Below are 13,647 nucleotides of genomic sequence, written 5' to 3'. Positions count from 1 at the left end.
CATTAAATAGGTAATTAATAAATTAAAGTTTTTGGTGGGATTATGATAATTTATAAAGAAGAGAATGAAATTATCAAAAAGGCTCTTGAAAACTTAGACATTCCAGATAGAGTCTATATTTTTGATACAACACTTAGAGATGGTGAGCAAACTCCAGGAGTTTCACTAACTCCAGAAGAAAAGATAGAAATTGCTATAAAATTAGATGATTTAGGTGTTGATGTTATTGAAGCTGGTTTCCCTGTTTCTTCCTTAGGTGAGCAAGAGGCAATTAAAAAAATCTGCTCATTAAATTTAAATGCTGAGATTTGTGGATTAGCAAGAGCTGTTAAAAAAGATATTGATGTAGCTATCGACTGTGGTGTAGATAGAATACACACATTTATAGCAACTTCTCCATTGCATAGAAAATACAAATTAAAGAAATCTAAGGAAGAGATTATTGAGATAGCCGTTGAAGCAATAGAGTATATAAAAGAACATGGAATTAAAGTAGAGTTTTCAGCAGAAGATGCTACAAGAACTGAGCTTGATTATTTAATAGAGGTTTATAAAAAGGCAGTTGAGGCTGGGGCAGATATTATTAATGTCCCAGATACAGTTGGTGTTATGATTCCAAGGGCAATGTATTACTTAATAAATGAGATAAAAAAAGAAATAAAAGTTCCAATATCAGTTCATTGCCATAATGATTTTGGATTAGCAGTAGCTAATTCATTAGCTGCAGTAGAGGCTGGAGCAGAGCAAGTGCATTGTACAATAAATGGTTTAGGGGAAAGAGGTGGGAATGCGGCATTAGAAGAGGTTGTTATGAGCTTAATGTCAATTTATGGTATAAAAACTGAAATTAAAACTGAAAAACTCTATAATATTTCTCAACTTGTATCAAAATACACTGAAATTAAAGTTCAACCAAATAAGGCAATTGTTGGAGAAAATGCCTTTGCTCATGAAAGTGGAATACATGCCCATGGAGTTTTAGCTCATGCATTAACCTATGAGCCAATACCACCAGAATTAGTTGGACAGAAGAGAAAAATAATATTAGGTAAGCATACAGGAACTCATGCAATTGAAGCTAAATTAAAAGAGCTTGGCATTGAGATTGGTAAAGACATAAATAAAGAGCAATTTGATGAGATAGTTAAGAGAATTAAAGCCCTTGGAGACAAAGGAAAGAGAGTTACTGATAGAGATGTTGAAGCAATAGTTGAAGATGTTGTTGGTAAGTTAGCTAAAGAAGATAGAGTTGTTGAATTAGAGCAAATAGCAGTTATGACTGGAAATAGAGTTATTCCAACGGCTTCAGTTGCTTTAAAGATTGAGGAAAATCTTAAAAAAAGTTCAGCTATTGGTGTTGGGCCAGTGGATGCAGCCGTTAAAGCTATACAAAAAGCTATAGGAGAGAAAATTAAACTTAAAGAGTATCATATAAACGCCATAACTGGAGGAACTGATGCATTGGCAGAGGTTATTGTAACATTGGAAGGATATGGAAAAGAAATTACTACAAAAGCAGCAAGTGAAGACATAGTTAGAGCTTCAGTAGAGGCAGTTATAGATGGAATTAATAAAATTTTGGCAAAAAAAGAAAAATCATAAAGTTATCATTATAATTTTTTATTTTATAAAATTTAATTTATAAATTTAAATTAATAAATTTAAGTGTCTAAAATAATAAAATGTTGGAGGGTCCCTTACGGGTTCCCCTCCAACATACGACGTGTAACGCAGGATGTAGGATACCCAAAGATGGTTAGCGTTGCACGCCCACCCCGATATTCCATTAAGTATAAATTCAATATTTATATTTTTCTTATTAAATTTTTTAGAGCATCTCTTTAACTTTCTTAATGAGCCTCTTCAATATTTCTTTATCTGGTAAAACGCCTTCTGGAGGATCAATAACTTTTCTTAATTTAATTGGAACACCATCCATTCTATATGCTGTTCCTTCAACTTCAACTCCAGCAATTGCTGGGGGGATTATAATATTCGCTAATTGAGTTGTTGGAGTTTCATGAGGTTCTATACATACTAATGGTATTTTTGCCATGTGTTTTACAGCTTTTTGTGGGAAGTGAGCCCCTGGGTCTGAAGCAATATTTAACATCATGTCAGTTTCTCCTCTTTGTAATAAATCGTTAGCTGTAGTCTCTCCAGGATTGTATCTTGGGTAACCTCTTGAGAAATCAATGCCAAATGGATAACCTGTAACCCAAGTTAAGACCTGGTTGAATCCATTTACGTTGTAGTGACCTCTCATTGGCATTAATCCGAATTTTGTATATGCATTTAAATCAATTACTAATTGAATAGCATTATCAATGTTTCTATGCTTACCTCTTGTCATTGTTACTCCCATTGCGAAAAACAACTCTCCAAACTGAGCATTTTTACAAATTTCAACTGCCTCATAGATTAAATCAGCTGGAACTCCAGCGACTCTATCAACTTGTAATTCAAATCCTTTTAACACTGCTCTCATTGCACTAACTAATTCATAATCTTTATGCTGTTCAACCTGTAAGTGTATATCAGCCAATTTCGCAGTATCTGTCTCTCTTGGGTCTACAACAATCATAGTTCTGTCTTCTCTTCCTCTTTCTCTGAAAAATCCTCTTGCGAATATTGAATATCTACTCATGTGTCTTGGGTGGGCGTGCATTGGATTACTTCCCCAAAATATAACTACATCAGCTCTGTTTTTAACTTCTCCTAATGTACAAACTGGGTATCCTACATCCTGCAATGCCATAACTGAAGGTCCGTGTCAAACACTTGCTGTATTGTCAATAACTGCCCCGACTAATTCAGCTAACTCAACTCCATACATTTGTGAATGACATTCAGTTGCACTCCATCCATAAATTAAAGGTAAGGATGATTCAACTAATAATCTTGCAGTCTCTTCAATTGCTGTATCATAATCAACTTTTTTGAAATCATCTTTTTTGTTCTCTCTCATTAAAGGTTCAGTATATCTAACAGCCCCCTCGAAGTGCATAAACTTTGCATTTCCAATTCTACAAGCATGTCTTGTCCCTACTATGTGGTTATCTTCAACTAATATCTCTAAATCATCACATAATGTCGCACAAAATGGGCATACTACATTTCTAACGACTTTTACCATATTTACTCACCTAAATTATATATTATTCTATTTACTTAAGTGTTAAAACATTCTTTTTTTCAGCCTCAGCGCAGGAGAGGCAGAGGAGGCACATTACGCAGTAACCTTTTAATGGAAGTTTTTTACTCTTAGTGAGTCTTAGTGTCTTCATTGGGCAGACTTCGACACATTTTCCACATTTATCACATAGGTAAGGGCTGAATTCGATTCTGTTGTATTCCTTACCATTATGTTCTATTTTACCCAACTTTAAAGCACCAGTTGGGCAAGCTACAGTACATGCTCCACAAACGATACACATTCTAACTTCTTTCTTCTCTTCATCTACGACTATTGCCTCAGTAGGACAGACAGAAGCACATTTCTTCAATACATCGAAATCCTCTTCTACAATAACTAAACCTTCATCAGTTATCGGATGTGGAGAGGCTAATTTAACATCCAACTCTAAAGCATCGACTGGACAGATATTTACACACAGCTTACAAGCGGGACATGATTTTGGTGGAACAACAACCATATTTTCCTCATCAACCTTAATCATATCTCCTGGACAGATTTCAACACACTTTAGACAGTAAATACATTTTTCTGCATCAACATCAAATTTCTTAACTTCTTTTCTTCTCTTCTTAGGTATCTTACCCGCTACAAATATCGCATTCCATGGACATGTTTGGGCACAAATACTGCAGTAAATACACTTGCTTTTATCAATAACTGCCTTGTTATCTTTTAGTGTTATTGCATCTACAGGACACTCTGGAACACAGATTCCACAGCCAACACAAGCGTCTGTAACCGCTATAGGTTCTTTTGGAGCTTTAACTTCTTTTTTAGGTTTGTCTATAATCCCTGGTAAGGAGATTATTTCAATTGGACAAACTTCTATACATTTTTGACATAAAACGCAATGTCCTTTTGAATATGGAAATTTATCATCAACCTTCTTAATCCCTACAGGACATACCTCCGCACATTGCCCACACTTCTCACACTTATGAGCTAAGTAATTAACTCTCTTCGCGGTTTTTCCTTCAATCTCTATCTCTTCCTCTACTAACGCCCCTGTCGGGCATACATTGACACACTGCATACATAAATTACACACTTTAAAACTGTCTATATCTATCGCCTTTGTCGGACATTCTGCTTGGCATGCATAGCACACTAAACATGCTTCTTTTTGTATGGTTATGCTCATAATTATCACATCCTCCTCAAAAGATTTTGAGCTAAAACCCCTAAAAGGATTTTAGCATAATCCCCATGCGTAAGGGGATAATAGCTCACAACCTCCCAAAAGGGTTCGGTTGTGAGCTTATTCTTTTATAACTTCAATAATTTTTTCTCCTTTCTTATCTTTTACTATTATGTGTGCCGCACATGAATATCAAGGATCATATGCTCTTAAAACGATCTCTATTAAGTTTAATTTAGCCTCATCAACTTTTACTGTGCTTTTTTCAGCCATACTCATCACCACAATTATTATACTATATTAAAATGGTAATAAGATAAATAGGATGAGCGTAATTCTAAATTTTCCAAAAAGTTTTATTTAAATATTTCTTTAGCTGCCTGTTGAATTGCTTTTTCCATTGTAGGAACATTATGCGTTGATGCTACTATCATGTTTGCCTTAACAACAATTCCATTCTCATCAGTTTCATAATTGTGTATTAAAACCCCTCTTGGGGCATATACTACCCCTACACCGTTTCCTGCTTTAGGTTCTACCTCTGCTTTTATATCATCAGACGTTATGTCATTATCTTCTAACAATATCTTTGCTTTTTCACACGCCTTAACAAGTTCTATTAATCTTGCATGATGATATGCTAATGATTGATTTGCTGGAAATCCAAAAATATCAAAGAATTCTTTTCTATATTCTTCAGCTAAATCAGTTTCCATTGAATTACAGACATTTAACATTGATAATGGGCCTACTCTATAAATTCCTTCAGGATATCCAACTTTTTTATAAAATGGATGCTTAACATAGTTGTATGAAACTACATGTTCCCCAATATAATCTAAATATTCATTAGGTTTAAATTCTACTTTCTCTTTTCCATCAGGAGATAAGAATCTTAAAGTTCCATCATAAACATTATGTTTTCCATCTTTAACTAAACCCAAATACCATGTGTCTATAACTCCTAATGTTTTTATTAAGTCCATATACTGTTCGTTTAATTTCTTTATTAATTCTACTCCATTTTTGGCATATTCTATCATTCTATCTATATCTTTTAGTAGCTCATCTCTCTCTTCCTCAGTTAATCTTTTTGCTTGCCCTCCTGGAATTCCAGTAACTGGATGAATTGCTTTTCCTCCAATCATTTCAACAATTTTCTGTCCAAATTTTCTCAATTCAATTGCCTGCTTAGCAACTTCAGGAGCTTTGTCTATAACTCCTATTACATTTCTTATCTTAGGATCAGCATCTACTCCAAGTACAAAGTCAGGAGCTGCTAAAAAGTAGAAGTGCAAAGCATGACTATGAATTATATTACCAATGTTCATTAATTCTCTTAATTTTTTTGCTGGCTCAGGAATTTCTACATCCCAAGCGTTATCAACAGCCTTAACACTTGCTAAATGGTGAGGAGTTTGACAAATTCCACAGATCCTTGGAACGATTCTTGGCACTTCCTCAGCTGGTCTTCCTACAACAAATTGCTCAAAACCTCTTAATGCAGTTATATGTAATTTAACATCCTTAGGATTACCATTTTCATCTAAAGTTATAGTTACTTTTCCGTGACCTTCCAACCTTGATAGGGGTTCAATTACTATTTTCCCCATAAATTCACCCTTGTTTAGTTTATTTAAATTATTTTACCTTTCTATTAATTAACGCAGATGCTAATGTAAATCTATTTAATAGAGCTACTTTATCAGATATTTCTAAAGCGGCTTCTCCAGCGTTAGCCAAAACATTTGCCGCATTTGCACCTAAATCTAAGGATTTATCTGTCTTTCCATAACATCCTCTACAAGGAACTCCTGCCTTAGGACACTTTGCCCCACAACCAGCTCTTGTAGCGAATCCTAAACATGTGTAACCTTGCTCAAAAAGACATTTTTCTGGATCTGGCTTTCCTTCAAATGTCCTCTTAAACTTCTCTGGGAATACATTTTCTTTCTTTCTTGGACATTCATCACATACAATTTTTGTTGGTAATTTAGGCTCTTCTCCATTCAATAAAGCTATAATGGCATCAGCGATCATTTTTGGTGTTGGTGGGCATCCTGGAATTACATAATCGACTTTTATGTAATCACTTATTGGCTTAACATATTCTGTTAAAGGAGGAATTTCTTCAGAAGGAATTTCTCCTTTATTTTCAGTTGAATCAGTTGAATATACCGTATTTAATAATTCTTCTTTTGTGTATAAGTTAGCCAATCCTGGAATACCTCCATAAGCGGCACATGTCCCCCAAGCAATAACAATTTTTGATTTTTCTCTTATTTCATGAAGTAGATGTTCATCATGCTCATTCCTAACTCCACCCTCAACTAAAAATACATCTATTCCTTCAGGAATTTCTTTTGGATCTGCAATTATTGGGGCATAGACAATCTCTAAATTTGGCAATACTTCTAATAACTTTTCATGTAAGTCTAACAATGATATGTGGCATCCTGAACATCCACATAACTGTATCATTCCAACTTTAACTGCCAAGGTAATCACCCTAAAAACTTTAAAAAATTTTATTTAAATTGCCGGAGAACCCCTCACATAGGGGCGGTTGTTCTCTCGGTCCCTTTCGGGTTCCCGAGAGAACTCATCCCTTTAATCTCCGGCTTTACTGAGCTTTGAGAGGGTTAGGTCCTAACTTTTTAACTCTTTCAGTCATTTCATTAGCTGCAGCTACAAATTTGTCTGCTTCAGCTGCTGTCATGAAAAACATTTCAATTCTCTCTCCACAAATTCCTAATTCGTCTAACAATTGTTTAGCGAACCTAACCCTCTCTTCAGCTTTAAAGTTCCCTGTTTCGTAGGCACACTCTCCTTTCTTTCATCCTACAACCATAACGGCATCGGCTCCCTTTTGGAAGGCCCTTAATGCATAAGTAATGTCAAACTTACCTGTGCAAGGGAGCCTAACGATTCTTACGGTTGCAGGGTATTGCATTTTACTGGTTCCCGCTAAATCTGCAGCCCCATATCCTCATTGATAGCAACAGAATGCAATTATTATTGGATCACTCATACACATCCCCTTATAATTTGAATTTTATTAGTTTTAAATAGTGATCTATTAAATTAGTAAAGAGAAATTAGAAAGAGATAATTACGGGCACATGCCCTCCCATCAGCACCATCCTGGCAAAAAGCCTTCGGATGGTGCCTCATTTGGTATTTATCTACCCCCAATGTTGAGCTCATAACCTATGCCATATTTATATGGATAGATGTGGAGCCTGTGCCTTTTTAACTCTCTAATTTTTGGTGAGCCTCTAATACTCCATCAATAAATGAAATTATTTGCTCATCTCTGTAATATCTCAACTGCATAGCACCACTTGGACATGCTCCAGCACATGCTCCACAACCTTTACAGGCAACATCATTAACTTGAGCTACTTTATGTCCATCTTTTTCTACATAAGTTATAGCATTATATGGACACATTTTAGCACAAACTTCACATCCTCCACAAATATCTTCATCAACAACTGCTCTAATCATCTCAATCTTAAACTCTCCCTGAGCCATTGGTATTGACACTGCACTTGCAGCCCCTTTCGCTTGAGCAACTGTATCTGGAATGTCTTTTGGTCCTTGAGCAACTCCTGCAATTGCTACACCATCAACTTTTGTATTTACTGGAGCTAACTTTGGATGTAATTCTTTGAAGAATCCATCTGGACTTAATTCTATACCAAGCATTTTTGCTAATTTTGGATTGTCTGGTCTTGGTGATAATCCTGCTGACAATACAACTAAATCAGCTTCAATTTCTACAATTTCTCCTAACAATGTATCTTCTACTCTAACAATTAAGTTCTTTGTTTCTGGATCTTCCATTATGCATGCTGGTCTTCCTCTAATGAACTTAACTCCAAACTGTTCCTGAGCTCTTCTATAGTATTCTTCATATCCTTTACCGAAAGCCCTGATATCCATATAGCAGATATAAACTTCAGTATTAGGGTCATGCTGTTTAAGTAACTGAGCGTTCTTTAAGGCAAACATACAGCAAATTCTTGAACAGTATGGTTTTCCAACTTTAGCATCTCTTGAACCTACACACTGTATAAATACTACTCTATGAGGATGCTTTCCATCACTTGGTCTTATTTCATGCCCACCAGTAGGACCTGCGGGGTTAATCATCCTCTCTAATTCTAATGTTGTTATGACATTATCATAAACTCCATATCCATACTCTTCTTTTAATGTTGCATCAAATTCATCATAACCTACTGCACAGATTATTGTTCCTACTTTCAATTTAATCTCTTCTGGTTTTTGATCGTATCTTATAGCTCCAGGGCCACAAGCTTTTTCACAGAGTCCACATCTTATACAGTGTTCCATATCTATTGTATATACCAATGGAACTGCCTGAGCAAATGGAACATAAATTGCTTTTCTTGTACCTAATCCTAAATCAAACTCATTTGGAACTTCAATTGGACAAACTGCGGCACAGGCTCCACATCCAGTACAAATATTTTCATCAACATATCTTGGCTTTTTTTCAATTGTAACTTCAAAGTTTCCGATGTATCCTTCGATATTTTTAACTTCGGCATAGGTTATGAGCTCAACATTGGGGTGGTTTGCAACGCTAACCATCTTTGGAGCCAAAATTCACATAGCACAGTCATCAGTTGGGAATGTCTTAGCAAGTTGAGCCATCCTTCCTCCAATTGATGGCTCTTTCTCTACTAAATATACTTTATAACCTTGATCTCCCAAGTCAAGAGCTGCCTGGATTCCTGCAATACCTCCTCCAATTATAAGGCAAGATTTATCTACATTAACAACTTTTTGAGGAACATCTTCTAATTTCTTAGCTCTTTCTACACCTCCTGCAACTAACTCCATTGCCTTTTTAGTAGCTTTTTCTGGATCATTCATATGTACAAATGCACACTGTTCTCTAATATTTACGAACTCCAAGTAATATGGAGATAACCCTGCTTCTTTTATACAATTTCTAAAAGTAGGCTCGTGGATCTTTGGAGTACATGCAGCTACAACGATCCTATCTAAGTTATATTCCTTTATACATTCTTTAATCAAGTTTTGACCTGGATCAGCACACATAAAAGGATATGTTTTAGCAACAACAACTCCATCTAATTTTTCTGCAAAATCTCTAACTGCCTCACAATCTACAACACCATTAATGTTAGATCCACAATAACAGACAAATACCCCAACTCTTGGGGACATAGATTCACCTCCAAGAATAGAAATCACAAATAGTTAATTATACGGCACCCTATAAAAATGTATATTCTTAAAATGCCTAATGGAAGATATTAAATTGTTTAATAAATTTACTAATTAAGCTTTTTTAAATCTAACTTAACCAAAACTCGTAATAATATTAAAATATTTTTTACCTATGTTTAAATGTTTTTAATAGAAAACTTTATATATGGGAAATATTAATTACTATGTTCGGCGCTGGTGGGATAGTGATGGGCTCCCCCACCCCATCGCTGATAACCAGCGCCTTTTTAGAATGATTAAACACAATTTACAGAATACACACCCCTCCCCCACATAATTTTTTATACAAATCTTCATTTATTTATTTAAATATATTGATTAATATAGTGAAAATAGTAAATGATAAATATTTGAAAATATTTAAAAATTATTATTTAAATTATAAACTCATTTTAAAATTTTGGGGGGTTGAAATGAGAAAGATAGATGAATATATATCCGAAGCATTTAAGTATGCTTTTTCTGATATAAAAAAAGGATTGGTTGGGGGATTTTTATATGCAATCTCTGGGACTTTAGGTGTTTTAATTTCTGTAGTATTTGCACGATTAATAAATCCTATGTCTATGAGTTATCATAATTTTGGAGGAAAATTAACGATGTTCTTTGGAATCACTTTAATAATATTTTTAATTGGTTTAATAGTTGGATTTTTAGTAGATGGTTATTATGTTAGAGTTATGAGAACAACCGTTGAGGGTTCTAATGAATTACCAGAGTGGAGTAATATTACTGATTTACTTATAAGAGGATTTCTATATGCTGTTGGAGTTTTTATATTATTGGTTATATTCTTACTACCGTTGATTATACTTCTAATAATTGGGGCATATTATATAATTACACAGCATAATATAGGAAATGGATTAATTCTATTGTTTGCTTCATTAGTTATAAGTATCCCATTCTTTATTGTTTATGTATTCTACACCCCCCTCGCAGAGGTTAATTACTCAGTTAAGGGCTTTTTAGGATTTTTTGAGTTTAAAAGGATATTTAGATTAATGTCAATAAAGTATATTATCTTAGTAATTCTTATTATGGTAATAACTTTCATAATTAATGCAGTAATATATTCATTTTTTGCCTTTGTAAAGTATATGTTTTTATTTTCTTCGATAAAATACTCACCATATAATTTAACATCCACTTTATCGATGCCAATGCTTATAGTTGATTTAATTTCTTATGCAGTTACAGGATTCGTAGGATTCTTTATGTCCCTTTTTTCAAAAAGAGCTTATTCTTTATACTACAAAGACAAAGTTGAAGAAAATATTTCATAAATTTTTACTTTTTAATTTTAATTAAAAAATTTGGAGGATGAATTATGAGAAAATTAGAGGACTATATTTCAGATGCATTTAGATATGCTTTCTCAGATATAAAAAAAGGATTAGTTGGAGGTTTATTATACGCTATATCTGGGGCGTTGAGTGTCTTTGTATCAATAGTTATTGAACCAGGAATGATGGAAGGTGTTTATTTAGAAAAATTTACGACTCTTTTGATATTATCGTCAATTGGGTTTTTGATTGGTTTAATAGTTGGATTTTTAGTAGATGGTTATTATATTAGAGTTATGAAAACAACAGTTGAAGGTTCCAATACTTTGCCAGAATGGAATAATATATCTGATTTACTCGTAAAAGGATTTTTATATACAATAGGAACGCTTATTTTAGTAATTATTTTTATGTTACCATTGATTATTTTGTTTATTATTGGAATATTCGCTATGGCTATAGATAGTAGTGGAATTATAGGATTACCATTACTGTTAATTTCGTTACTGTTAATGATACTATTAATTATTCTCTTTATATTATATTCATATCTCGCAGAGGTTAATTTTTCTGTTAAAGGATTCTTTGGATTTTTTGAGTTTAAGAAAATATTTAAGTTAATGTCTTTAAAATATGTTGTTTTATTAATTCTTGTAGTAATTATAACAGTAATTGTATTACTTATTGTGTCATCTCCGTTCATTATAGTTTATATGCTCTATGCGGCACAGACACCTTCATTCTATTATGAATATATCCCCTCAACGCCAATGATTATTATTAAATTAATTTCAACAATTGTTTCCAGTTTTGTTGGATTTTTTATGGAGGTATTCTCAAAGAGAGCAATTGCTTTATATTATAAAGACAAAATTGAAGAATTAGAATAAAAATAATCATAAAAATAATCAATATAAAATAATAAAAAACAACTTTTAACCAAATTTAAGATTATATAAATATTTAGCCAAATTAAAAATAAATTCTTTATTTTTTAAATTATCTATCCATTTTTTTGGAATATTTTTAAAACCAAAGTATGCTCCAGATATTGCTCCATACATAGAGGCTAAACTGTCAGTATCTCCTCCAGCATTTATGCATTTAATCATTCCCTCTTTAAAATTATCTGTCAGTAGATATGTCCCTATAGCTGAGGGAACTACTTCTCTCGTTAAAACACCAGTTCCAAAGTAGTTATAAAGTGAATCAATATCATTAAATTCTTTAATCTTTAATAATCTTTTAGCAAAATTTTCATCAACCTCTTTTATAAAATTATAGCATTCCTCCAACAAATTAAAATCTTTTTTATCTTTTAAAGCACTACTTACAAAAAACGCAATTGCCAAAGAGCCAGCAATTGCCTCCTTATTATTGTGGGTTATCTTTGAAACCTTTATAATTTCTTCTTTTAATTTCTCTAAATTGTCATAATATAAAATAGCGATTGGATAAACCCTCATTGCCGCTCCACATGTTGGGCTATCTATTCCAGAAAAATCATTGTTTTTTAATTTTTTAATTGCCTTTAAAGATGTTAATCCAATGTGAGGAGGATTTTTATTACCCCACTTTATTAAATATTCTGCAAATTTTTTTATATCAACACCATTTTTATTTAAACTTTTGATAATAAAAATAGCCTGCTCTGTATCATCAGTCCATTCTCCTTTTTCACATTTTCCTGCTAAATAATTTTTTGGCTCAACATAATCATCTACAATTCCATAAATCTTTTTTATCTCCTCTTTTTTTAATCCTTCAGTAGCCATTCCTAAGGCATCTCCAATAACAGCCCCAAAAACGCAACCAAATACTTTATCTTTCATCTTATCCATATTCTCAACCATACATTATTATACATTTATCCACCATATTGTATTATTATAATTAAAAATATTTTAGGTGGGCAATATGAAAATTGGTGTATCAACTTTATTTTTTTGGGAATATCCTATGGTTGAGATATTTGATATATTTAAAGAAATTGGAGTAAAATGTATGGAATTTTTTCCAGAAAATCCTGATTTTTGGGACAATAGATTTGATTTAGATTATATAACTGAACTTAGAAGAGAGTTTCTTAAATTTGATGTAGCATTACATAATCCACACATTGAATTAAATCCATCCTCTTTAAATCCCTACGTTAGAGAAGCAGTTATAAAAGAGACACTTTGGAGTATTGAATTGGCTAAATTTTATAAGTGTAAGTTAATAACTCTACACCCCGGAAAGAGACCAACTAACAGACCTCCAACAGATGAAGAATTTGAAGCATTTTTTAAATATTTAGATAAATCATTAGAAGTGGCAATTGATAAAAACATAATATTATGTTTAGAAAATATGCCCAAAAGAATTAATAGAATTGGATGGAATCCAGAAGAAGTTGAGTGGATTTTAAAAAAATATGACAATTTATTGTATATGACCTTAGATTTTGCACACGCTAAAGAATACATCGAAGACTTTTTTGAGAGAGTTATTGATTATATTGTCCATACTCACATTTCTGGAGTGGTAAATAGAAAAGACCACTTTCCATTAATAAAATCTGAAATTGACTTTACTCCATATATAAAGCAACTTATAGATTATGGCTATAAAGGAATGTTTAACTTAGAAATTGATGATAGAAGGTTAGAAAAAAATCAACTAACAAAAGAAGAAAAAATAGATGTAATTATTAAAGATATAGAATTTTTAGAGAGTATTATTTAGTTTTTAGT

12 protein-coding genes are annotated in these 13,647 nt (G+C 32.9%); 4 read left to right on the top strand and 8 right to left on the bottom strand.

What is annotated here, in order from left to right; translation table 11 throughout:
• Window positions 1-42 precede the first annotated feature (42 nt).
• Window positions 43-1,602 (top strand): 2-isopropylmalate synthase, encoded by a 1,560-nt coding sequence (locus tag KMP69_RS05285; protein WP_214399428.1) that lies wholly within the window; start codon window positions 43-45, stop codon window positions 1,600-1,602.
• Window positions 1,603-1,828: 226 nt separating this feature from the next.
• Here KMP69_RS05285 and KMP69_RS05280 read toward each other — a convergent pair whose 3' ends face one another.
• From KMP69_RS05280 to KMP69_RS05250, 7 genes are all read right to left on the bottom strand, one after another.
• Window positions 1,829-3,136, bottom strand: coding sequence for a formylmethanofuran dehydrogenase subunit B (locus KMP69_RS05280; protein ID WP_214399427.1), 1,308 nt, complete (start codon window positions 3,134-3,136; stop codon window positions 1,829-1,831).
• Between the two features lie 31 nt (window positions 3,137-3,167).
• A complete protein-coding gene (vhuB, locus tag KMP69_RS05275) occupies window positions 3,168-4,340 on the bottom strand; it encodes a F420-non-reducing hydrogenase associated-polyferredoxin VhuB (RefSeq protein ID WP_214399426.1) in 1,173 nt (390 codons plus the stop codon).
• Between the two features lie 117 nt (window positions 4,341-4,457).
• Complete coding sequence (gene vhuU / locus KMP69_RS05270; protein ID WP_214399425.1) at window positions 4,458-4,610, bottom strand: F420-non-reducing hydrogenase selenoprotein subunit VhuU; 153 nt, start codon at window positions 4,608-4,610, stop codon at window positions 4,458-4,460.
• Window positions 4,611-4,693: 83 nt separating this feature from the next.
• Window positions 4,694-5,950, bottom strand: a complete 1,257-nt coding sequence (vhuA, locus tag KMP69_RS05265) for a F420-non-reducing hydrogenase Vhu subunit A (protein WP_214399424.1) — start codon at window positions 5,948-5,950, stop codon at window positions 4,694-4,696.
• Between the two features lie 28 nt (window positions 5,951-5,978).
• Window positions 5,979-6,818 (bottom strand): F420-non-reducing hydrogenase subunit VhuG, encoded by an 840-nt coding sequence (gene vhuG / locus KMP69_RS05260; protein ID WP_214400761.1) that lies wholly within the window; start codon window positions 6,816-6,818, stop codon window positions 5,979-5,981.
• A gap of 142 nt (window positions 6,819-6,960) precedes the next feature.
• Window positions 6,961-7,368, bottom strand: a complete 408-nt coding sequence (gene vhuD / locus KMP69_RS05255) for a F420-non-reducing hydrogenase iron-sulfur subunit VhuD (protein ID WP_250543577.1) — start codon at window positions 7,366-7,368, stop codon at window positions 6,961-6,963.
• 221 nt (window positions 7,369-7,589) lie between these two features.
• Window positions 7,590-9,563, bottom strand: a complete 1,974-nt coding sequence (locus tag KMP69_RS05250; RefSeq protein ID WP_214399422.1) for a CoB--CoM heterodisulfide reductase iron-sulfur subunit A family protein — start codon at window positions 9,561-9,563, stop codon at window positions 7,590-7,592.
• Between the two features lie 476 nt (window positions 9,564-10,039).
• Between KMP69_RS05250 and KMP69_RS05245 the strand changes: the two genes are divergently transcribed.
• Entirely contained in the window at window positions 10,040-10,912 is an 873-nt protein-coding gene (locus KMP69_RS05245) for a DUF4013 domain-containing protein (RefSeq protein ID WP_214399421.1), read from the top strand.
• Window positions 10,913-10,956: 44 nt separating this feature from the next.
• A complete protein-coding gene (locus KMP69_RS05240) occupies window positions 10,957-11,802 on the top strand; it encodes a DUF4013 domain-containing protein (protein ID WP_214399420.1) in 846 nt (281 codons plus the stop codon).
• Between the two features lie 45 nt (window positions 11,803-11,847).
• Here KMP69_RS05240 and KMP69_RS05235 read toward each other — a convergent pair whose 3' ends face one another.
• Window positions 11,848-12,753 carry an ADP-ribosylglycohydrolase family protein gene (locus tag KMP69_RS05235; protein ID WP_214400760.1) on the bottom strand — a complete coding sequence of 302 codons (906 nt, stop codon included), beginning with the start codon at window positions 12,751-12,753 and terminating at the stop codon, window positions 11,848-11,850.
• A gap of 76 nt (window positions 12,754-12,829) precedes the next feature.
• Between KMP69_RS05235 and KMP69_RS05230 the strand changes: the two genes are divergently transcribed.
• The gene (locus KMP69_RS05230) at window positions 12,830-13,639 is read left to right on the top strand and encodes a sugar phosphate isomerase/epimerase family protein (protein WP_214399419.1); all 810 of its coding nucleotides are present in this window, start codon (window positions 12,830-12,832) and stop codon (window positions 13,637-13,639) included.
• Window positions 13,640-13,647 lie beyond the last annotated feature (8 nt).

Source organism: Methanocaldococcus lauensis (assembly GCF_902827225.1).
GTDB lineage: Archaea > AGJL01 > Methanococci > Methanococcales > Methanocaldococcaceae > Methanocaldococcus > Methanocaldococcus lauensis.
This window is presented reverse-complemented; position numbering and strand designations above follow the sequence as displayed.